At 56.7% G+C, this 21878-nt stretch carries 17 protein-coding genes; 3 read left to right on the top strand and 14 right to left on the bottom strand.

Translation table 11 applies throughout. From position 1 onward, the window contains the following. Nucleotides 1–234 precede the first annotated feature (234 nt). From ABRP31_RS22520 to ABRP31_RS22470, 11 genes are all read right to left on the bottom strand, one after another. On the bottom strand, nt 235–1332 hold the full coding sequence (locus ABRP31_RS22520; protein ID WP_349969864.1) for a DUF1513 domain-containing protein: 1098 nt from the start codon (nt 1330–1332) through the stop codon (nt 235–237). Nucleotides 1333–1347: 15 nt separating this feature from the next. Further along, on the bottom strand, nt 1348–2412 hold the full coding sequence (locus ABRP31_RS22515) for an imelysin family protein (protein ID WP_087264819.1): 1065 nt from the start codon (nt 2410–2412) through the stop codon (nt 1348–1350). Between the two features lie 33 nt (nt 2413–2445). Further along, a complete protein-coding gene (locus tag ABRP31_RS22510) occupies nt 2446–3873 on the bottom strand; it encodes a di-heme oxidoredictase family protein (RefSeq protein ID WP_349969678.1) in 1428 nt (475 codons plus the stop codon). 118 nt (nt 3874–3991) lie between these two features. Further along, entirely contained in the window at nt 3992–5050 is a 1059-nt protein-coding gene (locus ABRP31_RS22505; RefSeq protein WP_349969679.1) for a hypothetical protein, read from the bottom strand. Further along, nucleotides 5040–8513: a toxin VasX gene (locus ABRP31_RS22500; RefSeq protein WP_349969681.1), complete on the bottom strand. Its 3474-nt coding sequence runs from the start codon at nt 8511–8513 to the stop codon at nt 5040–5042. Before ABRP31_RS22500 ends, ABRP31_RS22505 begins: the two co-directional genes overlap by 11 nt. Next, the gene (locus tag ABRP31_RS22495) at nt 8510–9394 is read right to left on the bottom strand and encodes a DUF4123 domain-containing protein (protein WP_349969682.1); all 885 of its coding nucleotides are present in this window, start codon (nt 9392–9394) and stop codon (nt 8510–8512) included. The genes ABRP31_RS22500 and ABRP31_RS22495 overlap by 4 nt, the downstream gene beginning before the upstream one ends. Before the next feature lie 268 nt (nt 9395–9662). After that, nucleotides 9663–10103 carry a DUF393 domain-containing protein gene (locus ABRP31_RS22490; protein WP_349969683.1) on the bottom strand — a complete coding sequence of 147 codons (441 nt, stop codon included), beginning with the start codon at nt 10101–10103 and terminating at the stop codon, nt 9663–9665. A 213-nt stretch (nt 10104–10316) separates the two neighbouring features. Then, nucleotides 10317–11675, bottom strand: coding sequence for an imelysin family protein (locus ABRP31_RS22485; protein ID WP_087264815.1), 1359 nt, complete (start codon nt 11673–11675; stop codon nt 10317–10319). 322 nt (nt 11676–11997) lie between these two features. Then, nucleotides 11998–14049, bottom strand: coding sequence for a bifunctional diguanylate cyclase/phosphodiesterase (locus ABRP31_RS22480; RefSeq protein WP_087264814.1), 2052 nt, complete (start codon nt 14047–14049; stop codon nt 11998–12000). Nucleotides 14050–14351: 302 nt separating this feature from the next. Beyond that, nucleotides 14352–14933 (bottom strand): superoxide dismutase, encoded by a 582-nt coding sequence (locus ABRP31_RS22475; protein WP_095096263.1) that lies wholly within the window; start codon nt 14931–14933, stop codon nt 14352–14354. A 361-nt stretch (nt 14934–15294) separates the two neighbouring features. Further along, on the bottom strand, nt 15295–15897 hold the full coding sequence (locus ABRP31_RS22470) for a LysE/ArgO family amino acid transporter (RefSeq protein WP_349969685.1): 603 nt from the start codon (nt 15895–15897) through the stop codon (nt 15295–15297). A gap of 128 nt (nt 15898–16025) precedes the next feature. Here ABRP31_RS22470 and ABRP31_RS22465 point away from each other — a divergent pair, with 128 nt between their 5' ends. The 3 genes from ABRP31_RS22465 (at nt 16026) to ABRP31_RS22455 (ending at nt 19031) form a co-directional block, all read left to right on the top strand. Beyond that, the gene (locus ABRP31_RS22465; RefSeq protein WP_349969686.1) at nt 16026–16925 is read left to right on the top strand and encodes a LysR family transcriptional regulator ArgP; all 900 of its coding nucleotides are present in this window, start codon (nt 16026–16028) and stop codon (nt 16923–16925) included. Nucleotides 16926–17105: 180 nt separating this feature from the next. After that, entirely contained in the window at nt 17106–18098 is a 993-nt protein-coding gene (locus ABRP31_RS22460; RefSeq protein WP_349969688.1) for an NAD(P)-dependent oxidoreductase, read from the top strand. Nucleotides 18099–18176: 78 nt separating this feature from the next. Beyond that, nucleotides 18177–19031 (top strand): ATPase, encoded by an 855-nt coding sequence (locus ABRP31_RS22455; protein WP_087264809.1) that lies wholly within the window; start codon nt 18177–18179, stop codon nt 19029–19031. A 135-nt stretch (nt 19032–19166) separates the two neighbouring features. On the opposite strand, the gene ABRP31_RS22450 is transcribed toward ABRP31_RS22455, so the two are convergent. The 3 genes from ABRP31_RS22450 to ABRP31_RS22440 form a co-directional block, all read right to left on the bottom strand. Beyond that, the gene (locus ABRP31_RS22450; RefSeq protein WP_087264808.1) at nt 19167–20216 is read right to left on the bottom strand and encodes an alkene reductase; all 1050 of its coding nucleotides are present in this window, start codon (nt 20214–20216) and stop codon (nt 19167–19169) included. A 20-nt stretch (nt 20217–20236) separates the two neighbouring features. Continuing rightward, nucleotides 20237–21403, bottom strand: coding sequence for an MFS transporter (locus ABRP31_RS22445; protein ID WP_087264807.1), 1167 nt, complete (start codon nt 21401–21403; stop codon nt 20237–20239). Between the two features lie 133 nt (nt 21404–21536). Continuing rightward, nucleotides 21537–21851, bottom strand: a complete 315-nt coding sequence (locus tag ABRP31_RS22440) for a helix-turn-helix transcriptional regulator (RefSeq protein ID WP_349969689.1) — start codon at nt 21849–21851, stop codon at nt 21537–21539. Between the last annotated feature and the right edge of the window lie 27 nt (nt 21852–21878).

The raw sequence follows: 21878 nt of genomic DNA, 5'->3' as shown, positions 1-21878 counted from the left end.
CCTTGGAGAGAACCGGGTAAGCCCGGCGAGCGACATTGCTGGATATTACAGGGAGATTGGTCTGGACCGTACCAGCAAAAGAGGTGCTGTCAGTATGTGCTGAATTTTCCTACAGCCAAGAAATCTCTGGCGTTAGCAGAGGGCCTGTAGGCGCTGCCGAAAGCTGCGATGGCGGTGTGTCTGGCGAGAGCGTTCGCAGCCTTCGGCGCTCCTGCGAGAAAATACGTGGAGCACTCAGGCCAAGTGCAGGTGGTTATCCCAAAGCCCGGCAGGCAGATCCAGTGGCTTGGCGAGCAGTTCGTTTTGGCGGCAGTCGTAAAAACGGCAACGGCCCTGGCCTGAGGTGACTACGAATCCATCTGCAACTGCACCGACACCGGCGCAGTCGGGCAGGGCGGTGTCGAGGCGTGTGGCGCCGGTGTCCAGGTCCCAGATGAAAAACCGATTACCCCTCGGCGCAGTCAGCGCTACCAGCCGCAGGTCGCTGTGAACAGCAACACTGGCGGTGTAATGCCCCATCGACGCAAGTTGTTGCTCCTCTACCGGAAAAGCCACAAACGGCTGCCCCGGGCGTTTGATGGCCAGCAGCTCAGAGGACTCGTGAGCGTCGCCCATGAATTGCTGACCGGACACAATGGTACCGTCGCTGGCGATACCCAAGTGACGGACGCTGTTCATGGACTGCGCCAGGGTCTCTTTGCTTAACAGCGTGCCGTCGCGCTGCATCAACACCAGGCTAGGCTGCATGGCATTGAGGTTCATTTCGACGCGACTTTCTGCTTCGGTCCGAATCCCGCCGTTGGCCACCACCAACGTTTCGCCATCAGGCATCCACGACACCTGATGCGGACCAATGCCATGGGTAGATATTTCCCCGGTATGCACTAGACGCTCGTCGACAAACCGATACACGCCAAGCAATCCACGGCCTGGATCAGTGGTGTCATTCTCGGTGGTGTATAGCCACTCGCCGCTGTTGTGGATCACCGCATGACCGTAGAAATGTCGATCAGGCTGCGAATGAATGGTCTGCAACAGACGTCCGTCGCTCAAGTCGATCAGATAACTCTCTGTGCCTGGTCGACGGGCAACGAACAGCGCCAGATTCAGCGTCGGATGATTGATGATGTCGTGGCAGCGCTGGCCGACCTGTGTTGCAAACACCTGTTGGCCATCCAGACGATAACCCACGGCGTAGTGTCGTCCATCGCCATCATCGCGAGCGGACAGCAACAGCGGGCTTTTGCCTTTTTGTCGAAACAGCGTCCAGCCACCCAGGGTGCAGGCGCTGAGCAGCAGACTTCCGAGTGCCAGGGCCTGGCGTCGCAACATCATCTTTACCTCCGATCAGTCGCCGTCGTTGGCGTTGAAGCCCAACTGAATACCCAGTGCCTTGGCCAACTCACCTTCATGCAGGCGATGCACGACGTTAAGGCTGTCGTAGAAGGCATTCAACTGTTGGCGACCTTCTTCGCTGGCCAGCAAATCGGCGAGCGGCGGTTTGAGGTCCGATAGCAGTTTACGGCTGGTAGCGTAAGCAGCGTCGATCTTGTCTGCCAGCGGTTTCTGCTCGGCGGGCAACAGGCCACGCAAGCCCTTGTTGTCGACCCCTGCCCAGACAGTCTGGGCGCTGGCCAGGCTCGCATCCAGGCTGCTCAGCGATGACTGGCTACGCCATGCGTCCGCCTGGAACGGCTGTGGCTGACCTTTGCTCTGACGACCCAGCGGTGTGCCGAGCTTTTTCTTCAGCGTGTCCAGTGCGGTCACTTGTACACGCAGCAATTCGGCGATGGCTTCGTGAGAATCTGCATAGCGCTGGTTGGGGAATTTGCTCAACTGCGCGAGCATGCCGTCGTTACTGTTCCAGCTGTTGAGGATCTCTTCGGCGAGGGCTTTCTGGCGCTCACCAATCGCCGTCAGCAACGGGCAATAACGGGCTTTCTGCTCGGCGTTGGCCATGTCGATGGCAGCGTCGAACAGGATGTATTCATAAGCGGACAGACCTTGAACAACCACGCTGGACTTGGCCAATGCGTCGGGCGTGATCTGCGGCTGGGCGGTCACCAGTTGCTCTACCTGACGGCCGACCAGATTTTTCTTGTCTGGCCAGAACTGCACCTGCCAGGAACGATTGCCCTCGGCCAGCGGCCCGATCAGCAACGGCTGCAGCTCGGCCCAGGTTTTTTGCGCGTAGAGGAAATCGGCGCGGGCGGTAGCCAGATCAGTTTTGCCTTCGCAGAACGCCAAGGCGCTAGTCGCCAACTTGCGATCAGCATCAACCCAGCGGCTATAGGTAGGCAGGATCACCTGCTTGGCAATTGCCGCCGAAGTGACCGCTTGCGGGTCCGAAGGCGCACAGGCACCCAGGGCGAGCGCAGCAAGGCTGGTGAAGAGCAGCTTGGGACGGAACATGTCCGGCTCCTTATAGTTTTTAAATGAAAGAAGTCATAACGAATTCAGGAACGCCAGCAATGCTGCGCGCTGCTCGGCGTCGAACGCCAAGACCTGACGCTGTGCAGCCTGTGCTTCGCCGCCATGCCAGAGCACCGCTTCGAGCAGATTACGAGCGCGTCCATCGTGTAAAAACTGGGTGTGGCCGCTGACGGTTTGCGTCAAGCCTATGCCCCACAGAGGCGGCGTGCGCCATTCGCGTCCCGTCGCCTGAAATTCGGTGCGATTGTCAGCCAACTCGTCGCCCATGTCATGCAATAACAGGTCGCTGTAGGGGCGGATAACCTGATTGGCCAGTTCCGGTTCGGCAGCGTCATGACGAGTTTTGAACTGAGGCGTGTGGCATTGCTGGCAGCCAGCCTTGTAAAACAGGTTTTTCCCCGCCAGCACTTGCGGGCTTTCGATATTGCGACGTGCCGGTACGCCCAGGTTGCGGCTGTAGAACAACACCAGCCGCAGGATGTTATCGCTGACCTCTGGCTCGCCATCTGGCCCGTTGCCATTGGGGGCTGCAAGGCAGTCGGTCTGTGCGGGCGTGCAATCATCGAAATTGCGCAGGCTGGTGGTCAACCCCATGTCACCGGAAAACGCGTGCACGTTTTGTTGATTCAGGCTGGGTTGTCCGGCCTTCCAGCCAAAACGGCCCATGACGACTGTTTGCTGCTCATCGTCCCAGACCCAGTTCGGCCGACCGGAAATACCATCGCCATCTTTATCATCGGGGTCAGCGTTGGCCAGAATCGCTGCATCAGGAATCGCCTCCAGCAGCCCCAAGCCAATCATTGGAGGTGCGACACGCACTGAAGCGCGGGTTTCAGGGTGCATCGGGCCATAGCCCAGATGAGTGATGCTCAAGGTCGGCTTGCGCAACTCGACCACCGTGCCATCGCGGAACCTGACCGGCATGGGCTCGTACTCAATACGCACTCGACCCTCGGGTGCGACACCCGGCACCGACATGTCCTGCAATTGCCCGCCATAAGTCGGCTCGGGCAACACGCCATTCTTCTTTATCAGCTCTGCCTGAGCCGGATCGTCCGGGATCGACAGGCGGACGAGCATCGAAACGGCATTGATGTCGTTAGGCTCGGGTGGATGTCCTCGCCCGTCCTTGATGTGGCAATTCTGGCAGGCGTTGGTGTTGAACAACGGTCCCAGACCGTCGCGGGCCGTCGTGGTCGAAGGGGCAATGACCCAGGGGCTGCGGAAGAAACTGTTGCCCACACTGAAGTCCAGGCGCCGCACGGGAGACAGGTTCGCCGAAGGCATTGAAAACGCATTCACGTCCCGCTTGTTCACGGTAGCCCTGCCACCCGCCAGCGCCTCGCCCGGCTCAGCTTGGGTGAAACGCGGGGCGTCATCGCACGCACCCATCATCAGAGCGCTGAGCAACACAACAAACGGACGCAGCCGCGTAGCCATAACCATCCTGCAACAAGCCCAAAATAAGGGGGTGCAAGCTTAACAGTCTCATCCTTTTTGAATAAGAGGGATTATCGTTTGCCTTGGTGGGTGCAACGTGTTGTTACGAATTCGCTGGTCAGGCAGTTTTCTCGATTTCGGTTCTAGAGCTGCCTTCTTCTCGAAAGTGCTCAAAAAGACTTTTACCCCTGCGCAGGCTTTTACGCACAGCCTTGCTCTGTTCGATCAATTCATCACTGGGCTGCTTCCATTCATCTGGCGGTAGCGGTTTAGACCAGTCGAGCACCGATTTCGGAAAGCTGGTTTTGGGCAATCGCTCCACCCAGGCCGCGATATGGCAGGGCAGAGTCCAGCCGCTGCAGAACTGGACGAGAACGAAGCCCAGCAGGTAAGTGATGTACCAGTGATTGTCGCGGTACACCTGGCGGCAATAATGGAAGTACGCGACGGTGCCTTCTTCAAATTCCCCGCTTACAGGCCGTGGTAATGCACTCAGGCCTTTCTCCATGTAGCCGCGAATGGCTTCCCACTCACTGACGGCTAGCATGAGCGAGCCCGTTGGCACAGTTATCCACGCCACATCGCCAATTTCCGAATCCCGAAGTCCGATCATCAGCGAGAAGCTGTTATGTACACCGTATTGGGTAACGACCTTGCCGCTGGTCACGCAGGCGATGACTTCTTCCCATGGGATGAAACGCGGTGGCTGGCCTCGTTTCGGGACGTAGGCGACTTCGCGGCGTTGGCGGTTGAAGCGGATGGGGGGATAGGAGGTCTGCTGGTGGACCACACGAGCTAGTTGCCAGCAATGAATGGAAATCAGGAAGCCTAGAACGCCCCAAGTGAACCAATTAGGTGAGAACAGGGTAATTACGGGCTCAAGGATAGGCCTTCCGGCGTGCATGTAGTCAGATATGCCTAATCCTAAGCTTACAAGGAACAGGAACATGGTGATGCCTATAACTGAGCCAATCCCGCCTCGAACGCCAAATTCGACTGTGGCTGATCCCGCTGTGAAATCAAGATAGGCCTCGTTCGAGTCTCTATTCAGGCTTCTTGAACTATAAGCTGCAACCCCTGTGGGTATTGGGTATGGGGAAAGATAAAGCACTTCGGTTCCGGATTGCTTCTCTAAATCGCCTGCCTGAGGCAGTTTTTCATATTTATCAGATATCATTTAGCAGCTCACTGGTGATCTGAATTTCTTCTGGCTGCTTAGCTAATGTTGGGACTAGAGCGGATGGCGTTATTGTTTTTTTGCTGACAATATCTGGAGATAATGGAATGCGGTAATGCAGATGGCCTTGGTGTCCTTTCAAGTAGTGAGAGGCTACCGCTGGCTTTACCATTAGATACAGTTGCAACTGCGATTGCATGCCTTGCCATTGTTCTGGGATATCCAGCTCCAAGATCATGGGGCGATCAGCAACGACCCGAATTAGCGAAGCCAGAGCTTGACCTGCATCCCAATCATTTGGTGCCTTTTGTAGTGCGGCGCTCCAGCGCAGTGACGTGTCGTCGAAGGTTCCAAGATTTAGCCCCGGCAAAACCAAATGTAGCCTGCGGATAGGCTCGTCATTGACGAGCTGGCGATGAAGGCCTTTGTCAATTACATGCGGCAACAGGGTGGCTTCAGCGAGTTTTTGCGAATGGGTTGGCCAATCCCAGTTTTCAGGTTGCAGGCCCCAGCAACAACGCAACATCCAGCGTTGCTGATCGTCAAGATTGTTGTAGTTGTATAGCGCTTCGCCACTCAGCTGGAATGCTGTAAACGCAAGACTCAACGGAGTAAAGCGCATGGATAAATAAAGGAACCGGGGGCCTCTAGTTGCCCAAGCTCTGGCGAGGGCAACTTTTCTCTCGTGACGCGGTGCCCTCATGTAGTCCTGACGTATCCCCCAGCCTTCACGGCCAGCTATCAAGGTTGTTATTGTGGCGACCCCTAGAGCCCCTACATCTCCGACCAATGCCGCAAGAGCACCGGCTTTCTCTCCAGCCGTGCCGGTGACAAATGCGTCGTGCCATTTATCCCAGTTGTCCCATGCCGTCCCGATTGAGCCGATGAGTGCAAGCGGAGCAATGATTAATCCTAGCTGCAAACCTAACCTTCCAGCTTTAACAGCGAATAGTGTTCCCGCTTCTCCTGCACTGTTAGTAAGCGTCGCTTGCAAAGCTTTATCCACCATTGCGATATGAATCGACTGGTAGACCGATAGCGCCGCTGCCAAAACTGAAGTCAGACTACCAACTGCAATTGCGATTTCTCTGGCTGTCCTTTTATTGCCAGTATTTTTTTCCCATACCTTCCAAGCCTCCCCCAGATTCCCAACTTGCAACCCCACCGCCAACAACGGCACGAAGCCACTTTTCAGTGCTGCGATTTTCGTCCCCTCAGTCCCATATCCCCGCAACGGGCCAGCCCTAAGCCTTCTCGTCTCATCATTCAACGCCGCGAGATTTTCAGGACTGATATCCAACTGCACACCGACATGCCCGGCCCGATTGGAACTGGTTGGCGTAATACCGTCTTCCAGTTGTCTCACCACCGCCGAACGCTCGTTGCGTGTCGCGAGTAACTCTTTGCTGAACGCTTCTTTACGGACCTGGTATCCGTAGCGTTCTTCTTCGCTCAGCATGCGTTTACGAGTGAGCTTGTCGCAGTTTTTGCGATCTGCCTTGATTTGCTCTTCACGTTCAAGCAGATAAACCAGGCGGGTGAAGTTGTGAGTGAATTTCTCGACATCGTCGGCGCTGGCGATTTTCAGGTGGGCGCCTTCCTGTTGCAGGGCGACCAACATGCCCACCCGTTGCCCACGGTTGGTGAACGTCTTGAAGCTGACCATCTGCTGATGCATGGCAGGCGTGTCGAGTTTGACTTGCATTTGCGCCAGCCATTTCTCCATGCCGAGTGCGATAGCGGGGATGTACGTCGCGCTAACGGCTTGATGGAGTGAATGAGCGCGGCCTTCAATTTGCAGGCTTTTGGTCCAGTGGCTGCCCATGATGCGGCCGATATCGGATATCCGCTTTTCAGCGTCGGCCAGCCCATCGGTAAAGCCGCGCATGTCATCCAGCAGTTTGATCAATGCACCGGATTTGATTCGCAGAAACTCAAGGTTCAGTCGTCCATAAAAAACAGGCAGCACGTAAAACGGCGTGTCATGAAAGTACCCGGCGATTCTCTCCAGCGCCTCGTCGGTGCGGCACAAGTCGCGGGTGCAGTTGTACTCAGTGGCGAGGGCGTTGTTCAGTTGTTCGGGATGGTCTGGATCGAAATACCACGCACTGCGGTGAAACTCGCCCGATGTGAAGAGCCGGGTTCGGTCATGGGTGATGGCATCGAGACGCTCAGTCCAGCGTTTGAGATGGAGGCGTTCGCGTTTTAGATAGCGTTGCATTTCCTCGTGCCGAACCAGATCGAAAATGCCCCGCGAACCCAGACCGCTCCCTTGCAGCGTTCCGATACTGCTGTCTTCGAGGGCCTCGATTTCATCATCAAGGTCCTTGTGTAACGGCTCGCCCAGTGCATCGACCATTTTTCGGTGCTTTTCATCCATCTGACGTTTGGCTATAACCGTTTCAGATCGCTCGCGCAGGTGTGCACCGCGCATTGACGAATAGTGCCCACTCTCGTTACGAGGTACTTCCAGGCCTTGGCTTTTCTCCCAACGCCACTGATTCCGTGCGTTGATGTAGTCGTAAATAAACGTGCGTTGTTCCAGGGTGGTTTTTTCGAAGAGATCCGATGTTGCGTCAGTCCGTAGAGCGTTGTTCTCGCCCAGCGTCATCAGGGTGTCGATATAGCTGCCCACCACGTAGCGCATTTCGTTGTTGTGGCGTTGAGTCCATTCTTCGATCCAGCCGACAACCGTATCCTGTTCCTCTGCAAGGTCGCGCATGATGCCCAGACTGTCTTCCAGAATCAGGTACAAATGGTCGAACTGGTACAGCGCGTTCAGTGAATCCTTGAGTTCGCCGATATGAGCTTCACGGAACAGCGGCTGATGTTCCCACGCGTAGTCCTGGCTTTCTTCGGCGGGCGCATCCGGCGTCGGGCACTGCGGTGCCGGTTTTTCGGCCAGTTCGGCAACGGTTGTTTTGATCTGCTTTTGAACCCGAAGATGCCTGCCGCCGTTTTCGCAGTTCGCTTTAGCCAGATCCACTTGCTGCATGAAGTAAAAGCGTTCAGGGCTGCTGGAGATGACGTGGGCGCATTTTGCAGCAGTCCATTGCAGCTCCGAATACGCTACATGCAGAAGGCTGTTGCGGGCGAAGATGAGTGTCGATTCGCCGGTGTCGAGAGTGCGTTCGTCCTGAGTGACATCATTGCCTTGCCACAACAGCTTTACGGGCGCGCCATTCTCTATGCGGTACTCATGCAGAGTGCTGGTGGTTTCTTCGATGACGTACAGAAAACCGTCGCGAATCAGCCGCAGACCAATTGGCCGCTGTAGCCCTTGATAGGATTCTGTATCTACTTTGCTTGTCAGTCGTTCTACCCGACCATATCGCAGCGGTAGCAGCTGGATTTTCTTACCCATCAGCGGGCAAGTCCCGATACTGGTGCGGGCGTCCTTGTGGCTGCCGCTTCGGGCCTCCCAGTAAGCGCGATCTTCCTTGGGTAGACGTTTACCGGTCATGGTTGCGTTCCTCGCAATTTTCGGGCTCGCTCCAAGGCGAGTAGATTGGCTTTCTGTACCCGTTGCGAAGGCGTGAGTGATGAGCTTTGGTAAAGCAGATTAGTGATGTCTGGATGGGCATCCGGCGGTTGGCTATGGAGAAATTGCATGACGTTAACGAAGTGCAACAGATCGCTTTCGCTGTGAAACCCACGCTCATACGCGCCGTTGGCCATTTCGAGGAAGTACGCGAAGCGCTGTCGGGAATCGAGCTGCGCCTGGAACTCAGGAAAATGCCGACTTGCGTGGAGTTCGATGTTGATCACGACGGTGCGAAAGCTGAGCTCATCCAGCGCTTCGATCTGAGCTTCGCTCAGGCGATAGAGCGTCTGCTGGGCGTTGGTTGCGGGTGTTCCGAAACGCCGGTGATGGCGCCAGCGCTCTTCGAAACGATCTATCGCATACACGTGTTCAATGGGGCCAAATAGCGCGTTATCGGTATCCGCGGGATACAGCTCGAACAAGGCATTCGCGACTTGCGGGTCCGACAGATTGAGCAGGGTGGCTTTGCCCACCGGTTCATCAACGCTGACCAACCAGCGCAGATGATCGACAACCTCACGTTTATTTGCATCGCTGAACAGCAGCAGGCCCCAGAGCTTTTGCGCGTTCTCCAGAAATGCTCCGAATGTAGGGTCGTATTGATCTTCAACGGCCACCACCACGGGCGACACATCCAACAGCTCTTTGAACCGGGTTCCGAGGAACAGCGGATGGCAGTCGACACCAGGATTCCACTGGAAAAGCCGCTTCAACAAGTCGCCGGTTCGTACTGCGTTGAACAGGATGTAGCCATTTTGCGACCACGGCAGGTCATCCGGGCCGGATTCGAGAGATGTCATCGAGACGCGCCTTGCTCAACCGCTTAGATGAAGGCGTGCATATTCGGGGTGGGCAGGGGCAGCTACAAGACCGAGGAGAGTGTTTCGGAAAGAGCTTACAACAGACGCAGAATTGTCTCGCTTCGATGGGCTTCCACAGGATCAACATCGAGCCGGTAGCTAAAAATGAACTGACAACCAGACCTGCTTGCGCGGTTTTGCTCTCTGAGTAAGAGCCAGACCTTACCTGTTCGACGACTGAGCGAAACATCTAACGTTTTTCAGGCGGTCACCGGTCGTGCGGGGCTCGGTCGGTTTCTGGAACTGCACAGGTGTCGTTCCGGCAGCGAGCTCCGCCATCAGGATGAGGCAGCCACGCCAAATGCGGGCGCCAGCGGCAAAAGAGACGATAGCCAATGTTGAATAGCGGCCTGGTCAACCGCCATGATAACGGCGCAGCCCAGACACCCAGGCCCGCCGCTCTCCAACTCCAGAGCGTAGCGTCCAGGCCAGTGACCCATGTGCCATCGTTAAACCTTGCGTGCAACGATGACTCCATTTGCGCAAGCGTGAATCCCACAGATCCGGTATCGAAAGCATCATCACTGATATCAATAAAACAAAGCCGATCAGGATTAGCGCGTGCGCGCAGGATTTTGATTTCTCGAGCGCAGAGTGGGCATTCGCCGTCAAAATAGAGCGTCAGTGGCCACTTTGTTGTCTCGTACATTGATGGTGTGTCCCGTTTCGGTTTTCCACACAGTATTCCCATACGTCCAGGTCGACAATGGGGACTCCGGCCCGGTACGACTTGGTATCCCGCTCCCGTTAGCTTTCAGAGACAATCAACAGCGATAAAAAAAATGCCGGTCAGCAAAGCCGACCGGCATTTTTTAGTTCATCCGTTCGAGGCGTTCATCAGCAAACGCCCAAACCTCGTCGATCAGAATTCGTGATCGGCGTTGTCCGGGTTCAGGTCGGTGATGCCGAGCTTGCCAGCGGCTTGCTCGATGGCACCGGTCTGCTTGACCAGGGCGGCGATGGCGTCACGAACGATCTGGTTGCCCTCGGTGTTACCAGCGGCGATCAACTGGTCGAAATGCTGACCTTTGTTGGCTTGATCGACGAGGGCTTGCAGTTTGGCCTGAGTGGCGTCCAGGTCGGCGCGCAGGGTAGCGTCGGTGGCTGGGTCGGCTTTGGCGACCAGCGACGACAGGCTTGGCCCGCTGACTTTGGTACCGTCTATGCGGGTGTATTCGCCCAGGTAAACGTTGCGGATGCCTTTGCCGTTGTAGAAGTGCGAGTTGTGGGTGTTGTCGCTGAAGCAGTCGTGCTCGTCTTCGCTGGAGTTGGCTTCCAGTGCCACTTTCATGCGCTCGCCAGCCAGCTCACCGAGAGACAGGCTGCCCATGCCGAAAAGCATTTTGCGCAGGCCGCTTTCGCCGGTTTCAGCTTCCAGGCTGGCGCGATAGTTGTCGGCAACACCTGGCTTCCAGTTGTTGACCATTTCTTCCAGATCGCTGACCAGCAAGTCGGTCACGGCGGTCAGGTAAGCGCGACGACGGTCGTTGTGGCCGCCAGTGCCGCCTGCGCCTTCGATGTAATCCGAGGCTGGACGCTCACCCGCGCCAGGACCGTTACCGTGCAGGTCTTGACCCCAGAGCAGGAATTCAATGGCGTGGTAGCCGGTCGCAACGTTGGCTTCGGAACCGCCCAGCTCGTTCAGGCTGGCCAGTTTCTCAGGAGTGATTTCCTTGACGTCGACCTTGTCTTCGCCGACCTGTACTTCGGTGTTGGCGATGATGTTGGCGGTTGCACCCGGGTTGCCCAGCGCGTGCTGGTAGTCTTTGGCGACGTAGTCGATCAGGCCTTCGTCCAGGGGCCAGGCGTTAACCTGTCCTTCCCAGTCGTCGATGATGGTGTTGCCGAAGCGGAACACTTCGCTTTGCATGTAAGGCACGCGCGCAGCGACCCAGGCATCACGAGCAGCCTTCAGGGTTTTGTCATTAGGGGTAGCGAGAAATTCGTTGATTGCAGTCTGCAGCGTTTTCGCGGTGGATTCGGCGTCACTGAATACGGCGTAAACCATGTTCGCGTAGTTGGCGACTACCGCCTTGGCAGCAGCGTCATTGGATTGCGCAGCCGGTGCCGGAGCAGCCGCTTCAGGTGCGGGTGCAGCAGCAGGTGCTGGAGCCGGTGCAGAAGCGGGGGCTGGTGCAGCGGCTTTTTTCTCGTCGCCACAACCGGCGAGGGAAATTGCGATGGCCAGCAGACTAGCGGTTGCCAATGGCATACGAATCATGACGGAATCCTGCGTCTAGAGGGTTCAAGGCGCGAAGCGCCCAAAAAAAGCTGCAACATAATGCGAAAGATTTGCATTCGGTGTAAAGGCCTATTGCCTTTGAGGAAAGATGAGCAGGGGAAGGGTTGTAACAAAGCGTGTCATTTACAAGGCTGATTCATGGGGATTCTTTGACAGCGCTTCTTGGTAACGGCGACTACTTCGCGTTCCGTGGGAGCAGAGCTTACTCGCGATGCAGGCAATGCGGTGCGAGAGATAAATCAGGTTGTTTTTATCGCGGGCGAGCCCGGCTCCCACAGGCAGCAACATATGCAGCCTTAACTTATAAAACCTCCGCGTTACTGCGCTGTGCCTGTTTCAGATAGGCCAGCAGCTCCCGGCCTGGTAGCGGTTTGCTGTAAAGATAACCCTGACCTTCGTGGCAGCCTTCGGAAATGATGTAAGCCTCTTGCTCGACGGTTTCCACGCCTTCGGCGATGACCTGCATGCCCAGGCTTTTCCCCAATTGAATGATGGCGCGTACGATGGTTGCGTCGTCGTCATCATCAATCAGGTCCTGTACGAAGCTCTTGTCGATCTTGATCTTGTCGAGAGGCAAGCTCTTCAGGTAGCTGAGCGACGAATAGCCGGTGCCGAAGTCGTCAATGGCAATCAGCGCGCCGGAGCGTCGCAAGCTGAGCAGATGCTGCGCTGCGGTAGTGATGTCTTCCATCAAGCCGGTTTCGGTGACTTCCAGCTCCAGGCTACGGGGCGGCAGGCGGTAAATCTGCATCAGGTTATTGACCACCCTCGGCAATTCCGAGTGGTGCAACTGGACGGTCGACAGGTTGACCGCCATGCGCAAGTCAGTGAATCCCTGATCATGCCATTCGCGCAGTTGGCGGCAAGCCTGATCCAGCACCCACTCACCAATGGCGATAATCGAGCCGTTCTGTTCTGCCAAAGGGATGAACTGATCAGGGGGAACCATGCCGTGTTCGGGATGCTGCCAGCGGATCAGGGCTTCAACACCCACTACGCGGTTCTCGCGATAGCTGATCTGCGGTTGGTAAACCAGAAACAACTGGTTGCGGGGCAGGGCTTCGCGCAGGTCTTTTTCCAGCTCCCGGCGGCGACGCATTTCACTGTCCACACTGGCGATATAAAACTGATAGCGGTTGCGCGAGCGAGACTTGGCCAGCGTCATGGTCTGCTCGGCTTTTTGCAGCAACTTTTCAGTGCTGTCACCGTCTTCCGGGAACAGCGTGATGCCAATGGTAGCGCGCAGGCGAATTTCCTGATCGCCAAGCGCAAATGGCGCCTCTAGATCATCAAGGATGTTCTGCGCCAGCTCTGCAGCTTCGTAAGGTTGTTCGATATCGGCTTGAACCAGCGCGAACTGGTCGCCACCCAAACGTGCCAAAGCGCCGAGTCGACCACTGTGGCCGCGCAGGCGATCAGCCAGTGCCAACAACAACTGGTCGCCGGTCTGGTAGCTGAATTGCTCGTTGATGCCTTTGAAATCATCCAGTCCGACACACAGCACCGCAACCCGGCGTTGAAGACGGCCGGCGTCGATCAGAATCTTGTCCAGTTGCTGTTGCAACTGTTGGCGGTTGGGCAGGCCGGTCAGAAAATCGTACTGGGCCATGCGCAGCAGGCTGATTTCAGCTTCGTGACGCAAATGGGTATTGCGTTCTATGGAGGCCAGCAACTGGTTGGCAGTATTGACCCAGATGCCCAGCTCGTTTTTCTCATGGCCTTTGAGCAGCGGTAACTGGTGTTCGCTGGGACGATCGGGGTTGATGTTGGTGAGGTGTTCGATGATGCGCGACAGCGGTTTGGTCAGCAGCCAGTGATAGACCAGGTACAACACGAGGCCCATAGCCAGTGCGCGCAGTACTCCGGAGATAAAAATGATCACGGCATTAATGATGAATCCTTCGCCGTAAGTGGCTGTATCCATCGTGATGCGCAAGTCACCGTAGTACTCGCTGTAAGGGCTGCGGCCAACCAGTTGCGTGGTAAAGCTACGCTGCTCGCCGAGGATCAGGTCGGTCAGCCAGCGCGTCGAGGTGGATTTCAAGGGGCGCTCTTTTTCGGCGAGCAAGGTTTCATTCGGATGGCCGATAGAGGCCAGCCGCACAGCGTTGTCCTGAAACAGACCCTCGATAACCTGCATGCCCATTTCCCGGTCCAGGCTATACACAGCCTGAGTCGACGGGTCACGAAACATATCAAGAATTCGCTCAGCATCGCTGGCTACGGCCTGTCGAGTCTTATAAGCGTCGTAGACGATCTGCGCACAACTCAACACGACGCCCACGACCAATGCCGAGAGCAGCACTACGCGTAGCAGTTTTACAGACAGGCTGTTTTTGAGTTCCAGCTTCAAATGGCTATTCCTTAATCCGTGCTGGGTGCGTCAAGCCTTTGCAACCATCAAAAAACAGTCAAACCAGAACGAGATCGCTCACCGCGATTTTGCTCCTCGTCACCTGCTTCCTTGCTCCGTCCTGACTTATCGTAAAGTCAGGCATTCTCACTGTGTCGGACAAAAACCTTTGAAACTTGAACTGAATCGTAAAAACTCCAGCGAATGATATTAGTCCGCTATCGTCTGCTGACAACACATTAAGCACATTTCATCGACGAAAAAAAACCCGGCAATGCCGGGTTTTTTGACTGGATCTGAAATCAGGCAGCGAATTGCTTCGCTACGAAGTCCCAGTTAACCAGGTTCCAGAATGCTTCAACGTACTTCGGACGCAGGTTGCGGTAGTCGATGTAGTAGGCGTGTTCCCATACATCGCAGGTCAGCAGCGGGATGTCGCCGCTGGTGATCGGGTTGCCTGCGCCGATGGTGCTGGCCAAAGCCAGGGAACCGTCAGGTTTTTTCACCAGCCAGCCCCAGCCAGAACCGAAGGTGCCGATAGAGGTTTTGCTGAATTCTTCTTTGAACTTGTCGAACGAGCCGAAAGCCGCGTTGATAGCGTCAGCCAGTGCGCCAGTAGGTTCACCGCCAGCGTTTGGTGCCAGGCAGTTCCAGTAGAACGTGTGGTTCCAGACTTGAGCGGCGTTATTGAAAATGCCACCCGAAGAAGTCTTGATGATTTCTTCCAGGGTTTTGCCTTCGAACTCGGTGCCTGGCACCAGGTTATTCAGGTTAACGACGTAGGTGTTGTGGTGCTTGTCGTGGTGATATTCCAGTGTCTCTGCGGAAATGTGCGGTACCAGAGCATCTTTGGCGTACGGCAGCGGCGGCAATTCAAAAGCCATGGTTTATCTCCTAATCAGGTCAGTTGCGGTGAGCGCAAGGCCGATCACGGGCGGCCAGACAGAACATGCACCGGCGAGTTTGTACTCTTTGCGGCGCAGGGTCAGGATCATAGCACCGGGTCTGCACGTTAACCACGCAACAACTGTGTGGGATAGAGGTTCCAGAGGATTTGACTAATGGAAACGGTCTCCTGAGTAAGATCGCTTTGTTTCTTTGACACCGCGCTGTTGCGCTGCAAACACGACCTTGTGGGAGCGGTGCTTGCACGCGATGCATGTGTCGCCGCTCGCAGGCAAACCGTGTTGTCGTTTATCGCGAGCAAGCTCGGCTCCCACAGATTTTTGTATTAAGTGTTCTGATTTACGCAGCTCTGATCAACTGCACCGCGACGCTGAACATCATCACCGCGACCATCAGGTCCAGCAGCCGCCAGGTGGCCGGACGTGCCAGCCATGGGGCCAGCCACGCCGCGCCGAGTGCCAGGGTGCTGAACCACAACAGTGACGCGCTGGCTGCGCCCACTACATAAGCCTGCGGCACACTTTGCTGAGCACCAAGTGAGCCGACCAGCAATACCGTATCAAGATAAACATGGGGGTTGAGCAACGTGACCGCCAAGGCGCTGAGCAGGACCGCCCGGCGAGAGCGCAGACCAACCACTTCACTTTTCTGCAGGCTCTGACTGGAACAGGCTCGGCGCAATGCAAGGCTGCCGTACCAGAGCAAAAACACCACGCCGCCCCAGCGAGCAACCGCCAGCAATGTCGGGTTTTGCGCCAGCAGATTGGCCAGACCAAATACACCGGCCGCAATCAGGATCGCATCGCAGACAATGCACACTAATGCCACCGGCAAATGGTGTTCACGGCGCAGGCTTTGCGCCAGAACAAACGCATTCTGAGTACCGATCGCCATGATCAGACCGCCCGCCACCAGCAGGCCGTTGAGATAACTTTGCCACATGAAAATACGCTCCACGCATTGAACCACCTGCCTGTTCGACCGGCTTGCCGACAGGTTTATGTGGCGATTGTGGGCGGGGACGCTGTATAAGAAAAACCAATCTTACTGATCGCTCATTAGGAAAACTGATGTTCGACTACAAACTGCTTTCAGCGCTGGCAGCGGTGATAGAACAGGCGGGTTTTGAACGCGCCGCGCAAGTATTGGGTTTGTCCCAGTCTGCGGTATCTCAACGGATCAAACTGCTTGAGGCGCGCGTAGGTCAGCCGGTTCTGGTGCGCGCTGCACCGCCGAGCCCGACTGACATTGGTCGTCGTCTGCTCAACCATGTGCAGCAAGTGCGTCTGCTGGAGCGTGATCTGCAAAGTCAGGTTCCCGCGCTGGATGAAGAGGGCATGCCTGAGCGTCTGCGTATCGCATTGAATGCCGACAGTCTGGCGACATGGTGGGCGGATGCGATTGGGGACTTCTGCGCGCAGAACAATTTGTTGCTGGACCTGGTCGTCGAAGATCAGGATGTCGGCCTCAAGCGCATGCGCGCTGGCGACGTTGCCGCGTGCTTGTGTGCCAGTGAACGGCCGGTTGCCGGCGCGCGCAGTCTGTTGTTGGGAGCGATGCGCTATCGTGGTCTCGCCAGCCCGGCCTTTATTGCGCGCCATTTTTCCGAAAGTTTCGATGCAAAAAAACTCTCCCGCGTCCCGGCGTTAGTGTTCGGCCCGGATGATTTTCTGCAGCATCGCTATCTGGCGTCGCTGGGGATCGAAGGTGGGTTTGAGCATCACGTGTGCCCATCCTCCGAAGGCTTCTTGCGCATGACCGAGGCCGGAGTTGCCTGGGGGCTGGTTCCGGAAATACAGGTGCGCGAGCAATTGCAAAACGGGTCGCTGGTCGAGCTGGCGGCAGACAAACCGGTGGATGTGCCTTTGTACTGGCATCATTGGCGCAATGGCGGGCAATTGTTGACCCGATTGACGGAGCATTTGGCGCAGCAGGCAGGTCGGTGGCTGGTGCCGCTGCACACGAAGTGATTTTCAGGTTGGAATGCGTTCCTGTGGGAGCGAGGCTTGCCCGCGATAAGAGCGCCGCCGATATCTGGTCAATCGCGTCTTGCTCATATCGCGGGCAAGCCTCGCTCCACATGTGATCTCTATCAAGTCAGACAAGACCTGTGTTTTGAAACAAGCAAAAAATATCTAACGGAGCGGTAAATGAAGATTCTGGTCACCGGCGCAAGCGGCTTTATTGGCGGGCGCTTTGCGCGGTTCGCCCTGGAGCAGGGTTTCAGCGTGCGGGTCAATGGCCGACGTGCCGAAGGTGTCGCGCATCTGGTCAAGCGTGGCGCTGAATTCATTCAGGGCGACTTGATCGACCCTGATCTGGTTCGAGAGCTGTGCGACGACGTTGACGCTGTTGTGCATTGCGCAGGTTCAGTGGGCGTCTGGGGGCGCAAGCAGGATTTCTTGCAGGGTAACGTGCAGGTCACTGAGAACGTCGTTGAGGCCTGTCTGAAACAAAGGGTCAGAAGGCTGGTCCATTTGTCGTCGCCTTCAATCTATTTTGATGGCAGCTCGCACCTGGACATCAACGAAGAGCGCGTTCCCAAGCGATTCAAGAGTCACTATGCAGCCAGCAAGTATCTGGCTGAGCAGAAAGTGTTCGGTGCGCAAGAGTTTGGTCTGGAAGTCATCGCCTTGCGCCCGCGTTTCGTGACCGGGGCGGGCGACAGCAGCCTCTTTCCGCGGCTGCTGCACATGCAGCGCAAGAAGCGTCTGTCGATTGTCGGCAATGGTTTGAACAAGGTGGACTTCACCAGCGTGCATAACCTCAACCAGGCGTTGATCAGCAGTCTGCTTGCTGACAGATCGGCACTGGGCAGGGCCTACAACATCAGCAATGGAACGCCGGTGCCGCTTTGGGATGCGGTGAATTACGTGATGCGTCGCATGCAGTTGCCGCAGGTCACGCGTTATCGTTCGTACGGGCTGGCTTATTCAGTGGCCGCGATCAATGAGGCGGCGTGCATGCTTTGGCCGGGCAGGCCGGAACCGACGTTGTCGCGGTTAGGCATGCAGGTCATGAGCAAGGATTTCACGCTGGATATCAGCAGTGCCCGGCATTATCTGGACTACGACCCGCAAGTCAGCCTTTGGTCGGCATTGGACGAGTTTTGCGATTGGTGGCAAACGCAACAAGGCAGGTGAGCGCTTTAGCCTGCGGTATCAGCGGTTATACTCGCGAACTTCGAGCAGTTTTCATCATGGTTTTACACAGGGTTACTCATGCGTAACGATCCTTACGACGACGTCGATGACGTTCCGAATCTCAGCGCCAAGGACGATGACGACGATTTCGTGCCGACGACTGCGGCACGCAAACGCACAACGGTGTACTCCCGCGATACGCCTGTGGTGAAAGTCAAAGGGCCAAGCACCGGGCCTCTATGGGCCTTGGTGGGCGCGTTGTTCATTGCGTTCTGTGGCTTGGGTTGGTGGAGCTTTCAGCAGATATCGCTGATGGAGCAGCAATTGGTGGCGACCCAGGAAAGCTTCGCACGCATTAGCGAAGAAGCAGCCGGTCGTTTGCAGGATATTTCCGGCAAAGTGGTTGCGACTGAGTCGGTGGCAGTCGACGGGGTGGCGCTCAAGCAACGCATCAAGCTGATCGAAGACCAGTTGGCTGATCAGGACAAACAGCAGGAAGGTGCAACCGGACAGCAGACCCAGTTGCAGCAGCGTCTGGAGCAGATCACGACACAGGCGACGCAGCTCCAAACGAGCAATACACAGTTGCAGGAACAGCTCAAAACCGTCACTACCGAGTTGGCGGCAGTGAAGGCTTCCATTGCGGATCACAAAGCGGCTCAGGGCGATCTGGATAAAGTCGACACTCAGTTGAAAAGCCTCAATGCGGATGTCGCTGCACTGAAGAAACAGGGCAATCCCACAGCGGCCATTGAGCGTCTTGAGCAGGATTTGATCGTGCTTAAAAGCGAGCAGGAAAACCGTCCGGCGCCAGCCGCTGCCAGCAGTAACACCGCTGAGTTCGACGCTTTCCGTGCGCAGATGACCCGCAACATCAACACCTTGCAGAGCCAGATTCAGAACTTGTCACAGCAGGTGAATGCGCGCCGGTAACGCTGTTGTGCGGGAAACAAAGACCTGTAGGAGCTGCCGAAGGCTGCGAATGGCGGCGTTTCAGTGACGCAGCGTTCGCAGCCTTCGGCAGCTCCTACAGGTCAGTTACATCCAGATCTGTGAGAGCTGTTCGTATTACAACGCCGGGTAGTCGATATAACCCACTGGCCCTTTGCCGTAGAACGTTTCCGGATGCGGAGTGTTCAACGGCGCATCCTGCTTCAAGCGCGCTGGCAGATCCGGGTTGGCAATGAACGGCACGCCGAACGCCACTGCATCGGCTGAACCGTTGGCCAGCCAGGCATTGGCGCTGTCCTTGGTGAATTTCTCGTTGGCGATGTACGCGCCGCCGAACGCTTTTTTCAGTTGCGGACCAATGCTGTCGCCAGCCTCGCGCTCGCGTGAGCAGATGAATGCGATGCCACGTTTACCCATTTCTGCTGCCACGTAGCCGAAAGTCTCGGCCAGATTGTCGTCGCCCATGTCATGGGAGTCAGCGCGCGGCGCGAGATGCAGGCCCACACGACCTGCGCCCCACACGTCAATCGCCGCATCGACTACTTCGAGCATCAGACGTGCACGGTTTTCCAGAGAGCCGCCATATTGATCGGTGCGCTGGTTGGTGCTGCTTTGCAGGAACTGATCCAGCAGGTAACCGTTGGCTCCGTGGATTTCCACGCCATCAAAACCAGCTGCCTTGGCGTTTTCCGCCCCGGTGCGATAGGCCTCTACAACGTCAGCGATTTCTGCCAGTTCCAGCGCACGTGGTGTGACGTAATCAGACAGCGGACGAACCAGGCTGACATGGCCTTCAGGCTTGATGGCGCTTGGCGCGACCGGGGTTTCACCGTTCAGATATGAAGGGTGGGAAATGCGCCCGACGTGCCACAGTTGCAGAACGATCTTGCCACCTGCGCCGTGAACGGCCTTGGTGATGTTGCTCCAGCCACGCACCTGATCGTTGGACCAAATGCCTGGAGTATCCGGATAGCCAACGCCCATTGGCGTGACTGAAGTGGCTTCGCTGATGATCAGGCCTGCCGATGCACGTTGTACGTAATACTCGGCCATCATCGCGTTCGGCACACGGCCTTCATCCGCACGGCAGCGGGTCAATGGTGCCATGACGATGCGGTTGGCGAGTTGCAGATCGCCCAGAGTGATCGGGTCAAAGATAGTTGTCATGCGTGAAACCTCTTGAATGATCAGTTGATAGCAGGGGCCAGATCGGCGTTGCCGCCCTGGCGAAAAGTAATCAAGGTCACGATCAGCGCGAGTACAGCCAATGCGCCAGCGGCCAATGGCACGCTGGTCAGGCCCAGGCCGTGAGCGATAACGCTGCCACCGACCCATGCACCCAGTGCGTTGCCGACGTTGAAGGCACCGATGTTCAGGGTCGATACCAGATTCGGCGCAGCCTTGCCGAAGGTCACCACGTTGATCTGCAAGGCAGGCACGGCGGCGAATGCGGCCGTGGCCCAGAGGAACAAGGTGATCTCGGTCGGGATCAGCGCGACACTGGTCCAGCTCAAGGCGGTGGAGATCACGGCCATGGCAACGAAGACGCCAATCAGCGTCGCGGCCAGACGATGGTCAGCCAGCTTGCCGCCGATTACGTTGCCCACGGTCAGGCCCAGGCCGATCAGCAGCAGCGTCCAGGTAATGCCGTTTGGCGAAACGCCGGTCACTTCGCCCAGCAGTGGCGCGACGTAAGTGAACAGAGTGAACATCGAAGCCGAGAACAACGCGGTCATGCTCAACGACAGCCAGATGCCTGCGCCTTTGAGCGAGGCAAGTTCGGCGCGCATGTCGAGCTTCAGCTCTTCGCGGTTGGTCGGCAGGAAGCGCATCAGGCCGATCAATGCGATTACACCGATGACGGTGACGGCCCAGAAAGTCGAGCGCCAGCCCGCGTATTGGCCCAATGCAGTGCCCAATGGCACGCCGAGCACGTTGGCGAGGGTCAGACCGGTGAACATCAGGGCAACGGCGGAAGCGCGACGGTTGGCGGGCACCAGACCGGCAGCAACCACAGAACCAATGCCGAAAAATGCACCGTGGCACAGCGCGGTGACCACTCGGGCGAACATCAGCACGTTGTAATCCGCAGCGATGGCGCACAGCAGATTACCGACGATGAAGATGCCCATCAGCGTGACCAGCGCAGCCTTGCGCGGCAGTTTAGCGGTGGCCATGGCCATGAACGGCGCACCGATCGCGACACCCAAGGCATAGCCGGTTACCAGCCAACCTGCGCCGGGAATGGAAACTCCCAAGTCGGCAGCCACTTCGGGCAGCAAGCCCATGATGACGAACTCGGTCGTCCCGATGGCGAAGGCGCTGAGCGCCAGAATAAACAGTGAAAGAGGCACTGGGCGTCTCCTGTCAGTAAAGGGGTAAGTGGTCCTGTAGGCGCTGCCGAAGGCTGCGATCCTCGGTGTTTCAGACAGAAAGCTTTCGCAGCCTTCGGCAGCTCCTACGGGGAATTTTTCGATCGAAATAGATTCAGGACGGCGGACCTAGCTCCAGCAGCAGCGCATCGAAAAAAGCAGAAATAACCTCTTCGTTACGCTTGAAAAAGCTCCATTGCCCGACCTTCTTACTGGTGATCAGGCCTGCGCGTTGCAGGGTTGCAAGGTGAGCAGAGACCGTGGATTGCGAAAGCCCGGCGCGCTGATCGATCTGGCCCGCGCAAACGCCGTTTTCCGTCGAGTGGGTCTGGTCCGGAAAACAACTTTGCGGGTCCTTGAGCCAGACAAGAATCTCCCGGCGAACAGGGTGGGCCAGGGCTTTTATTATTTCGTCGAGGTCGATAGGCATGTCGTTCTCAATATGGGTTTAACGCTA

Source organism: Pseudomonas caspiana (assembly GCF_040224095.2).
Taxonomy (GTDB): Bacteria; Pseudomonadota; Gammaproteobacteria; order Pseudomonadales; family Pseudomonadaceae; genus Aquipseudomonas; species Aquipseudomonas caspiana.
The sequence above is the reverse complement of the archived record's forward strand: the minus strand, read 5'-3'. Positions and strand labels throughout refer to the sequence as shown.

Excerpts from the sequence above, each read along its gene's own strand:
- ABRP31_RS22460 (WP_349969688.1), top strand. The coding sequence starts at position 17,106 with ATGAAGATTCTGGTCACCGGCGCAAGCGGCTTTATTGGCGGGCGCTTT.
- ABRP31_RS22500 (WP_349969681.1), bottom strand. The coding sequence starts at position 8,513 with ATGACCGGTAAACGTCTACCCAAGGAAGATCGCGCTTACTGGGAGGCC.
- ABRP31_RS22450 (WP_087264808.1), bottom strand. The coding sequence starts at position 20,216 with ATGACAACTATCTTTGACCCGATCACTCTGGGCGATCTGCAACTCGCC.
- ABRP31_RS22475 (WP_095096263.1), bottom strand. The coding sequence starts at position 14,933 with ATGGCTTTTGAATTGCCGCCGCTGCCGTACGCCAAAGATGCTCTGGTA.
- ABRP31_RS22470 (WP_349969685.1), bottom strand. The coding sequence starts at position 15,897 with ATGTGGCAAAGTTATCTCAACGGCCTGCTGGTGGCGGGCGGTCTGATC.
- ABRP31_RS22495 (WP_349969682.1), bottom strand. The coding sequence starts at position 9,394 with ATGACATCTCTCGAATCCGGCCCGGATGACCTGCCGTGGTCGCAAAAT.
- ABRP31_RS22515 (WP_087264819.1), bottom strand. The coding sequence starts at position 2,412 with ATGTTCCGTCCCAAGCTGCTCTTCACCAGCCTTGCTGCGCTCGCCCTG.
- ABRP31_RS22465 (WP_349969686.1), top strand. The coding sequence starts at position 16,026 with ATGTTCGACTACAAACTGCTTTCAGCGCTGGCAGCGGTGATAGAACAG.
- ABRP31_RS22490 (WP_349969683.1), bottom strand. The coding sequence starts at position 10,103 with ATGTACGAGACAACAAAGTGGCCACTGACGCTCTATTTTGACGGCGAA.
- ABRP31_RS22440 (WP_349969689.1), bottom strand. The coding sequence starts at position 21,851 with ATGCCTATCGACCTCGACGAAATAATAAAAGCCCTGGCCCACCCTGTT.
- ABRP31_RS22510 (WP_349969678.1), bottom strand. The coding sequence starts at position 3,873 with ATGGCTACGCGGCTGCGTCCGTTTGTTGTGTTGCTCAGCGCTCTGATG.
- ABRP31_RS22520 (WP_349969864.1), bottom strand. The coding sequence starts at position 1,332 with ATGTTGCGACGCCAGGCCCTGGCACTCGGAAGTCTGCTGCTCAGCGCC.
- ABRP31_RS22455 (WP_087264809.1), top strand. The coding sequence starts at position 18,177 with ATGCGTAACGATCCTTACGACGACGTCGATGACGTTCCGAATCTCAGC.
- ABRP31_RS22505 (WP_349969679.1), bottom strand. The coding sequence starts at position 5,050 with ATGATATCTGATAAATATGAAAAACTGCCTCAGGCAGGCGATTTAGAG.
- ABRP31_RS22485 (WP_087264815.1), bottom strand. The coding sequence starts at position 11,675 with ATGATTCGTATGCCATTGGCAACCGCTAGTCTGCTGGCCATCGCAATT.